A 1,505-nucleotide genomic window follows, 5' to 3' on the forward strand; every position below is an offset into this window, starting at 1 on the left:
TACCAGAACGGGATCAGCACGAGCTGCAGCAACCGGGCGACGTCGGACATCTCGGCCGACGCCGACCCGAACAGCGGCATCACGATCTACGTCAACGGCGCGACGTCGCAGTACGGGGGCACGAGCCTGGCCACGCCGATCGTCGCGGGGATCTGGGCGCTGGCCGGCACCCCGAACGCCGGGGACAACGCCGTCACCTACCCCTATGCCCACCAGGGCAACTTCTACGACGTCACCTCGGGCAGCAACGGCAGCTGCGGCACGGTGATCTGCACCGCGGGCACCGGCTGGGACGGCCCGACCGGCTTCGGCACCCCCAACGGCGTGACCGGGCTGACCCCGGGCACGCCCAGCGGCACGGTCACGGTCAAGAACCCGGGCGACCAGACGAGCACCACCGGCACGGCCGTCTCGCTGCAGATCTCGGCGTCCGGCGGCAGCACGCCGTACGGCTACGCCGCCCAGGGCCTGCCGGCCGGGCTCACGATCGATGCCAAGTCCGGGCTGATCTCCGGCACGCCGACCACCGCGGGGACGAGCAAGGTCACCGTGACGGTCACCGACGCGGCGGGCAAGTCCGGGACGACGTCGTTCACCTGGACCGTGGGCGAAGCGGGCAAGCTCGCTGTCACCAACCCGGGTGAGCAGAGCAGCGTGGTCGGGAAGGCTGTGTCGCTGCAGGTGACCGCGTCGGGCGGCAGCACGCCGTACGGCTACGCCGCCCAGGGCCTGCCCGCCGGGCTCACGATCGACGCGAAGAGTGGCCTGATCTCCGGCACCCCGACCGCCGCGGGCACGAGCAAGGTGACGGTGACCGTCACCGACGCGGCCGGGGCGACGGCCCAGACATCGTTCGGCTGGACCGTGACGGCCGCGCCGTCGAGCCCGCTGACGGCCGTCTTCACCACCGACTACGTCTACCAGGGTGGCGCGTTCGGCCACTTCACGCTGACGAACACGGGCCGGACCGCGACGTCCGGCTGGACGCTGTCGTTCACGCTGGCACCGAACGAGTCGCTGTCGCTGACCAATCCGGGCACGGCGTCCGGCAGCACGGGACACGTCGTGGTCACGGGCCAGAACGCCATCTCGGCGGGCGAAAGCCTGACGGTGAGTCAGATCTACCGCGTCACCAGCGGTGCGTTCACGCCGCCCTCCGGTGTGACGGCCTCCTGACCAACGGAGCGGGAGACCCGATCATGCCGGGTCTCCCGCTCTGCGGTAGCCGTGTCGTGTTGGTGCTTAACGGTTCTTCGCGTGAAACGCCGATAGGTCCGTCGACGGGAGCACACGATGACGAAGATGCCGGCCACCCGCCCGGCCCTCGGCCGCGGTCGTCTGCCGGGGACGACCAGCCATGACCGCGACTGTCACCGTCCGGCCATACGCCAACCCGCTGCCGCTGGGCTTCTACTGCTCTGGGATCGGCATGGCTGTCCTCGGTGCCATCGGCGTCGGCTTGGTCGTCGGCGGTCAGGTGCGTACCGCCGGGATCCTGATCGCCG

The 1,505-nt window shown here is 70.6% G+C and carries 1 protein-coding gene; it reads left to right on the plus strand.

The window, feature by feature from the left end:
• Positions 1-1,176 (plus strand): putative Ig domain-containing protein (locus tag ACLJPY_RS50065; protein WP_410598078.1); only part of this gene is annotated, 1,176 nt, incomplete at its 5' end.
• Positions 1,177-1,505 lie beyond the last annotated feature (329 nt).

Source organism: Amycolatopsis sp. lyj-23 (genome assembly GCF_046549135.1).
Classification (GTDB): Bacteria; Actinomycetota; Actinomycetes; order Mycobacteriales; family Pseudonocardiaceae; genus Amycolatopsis.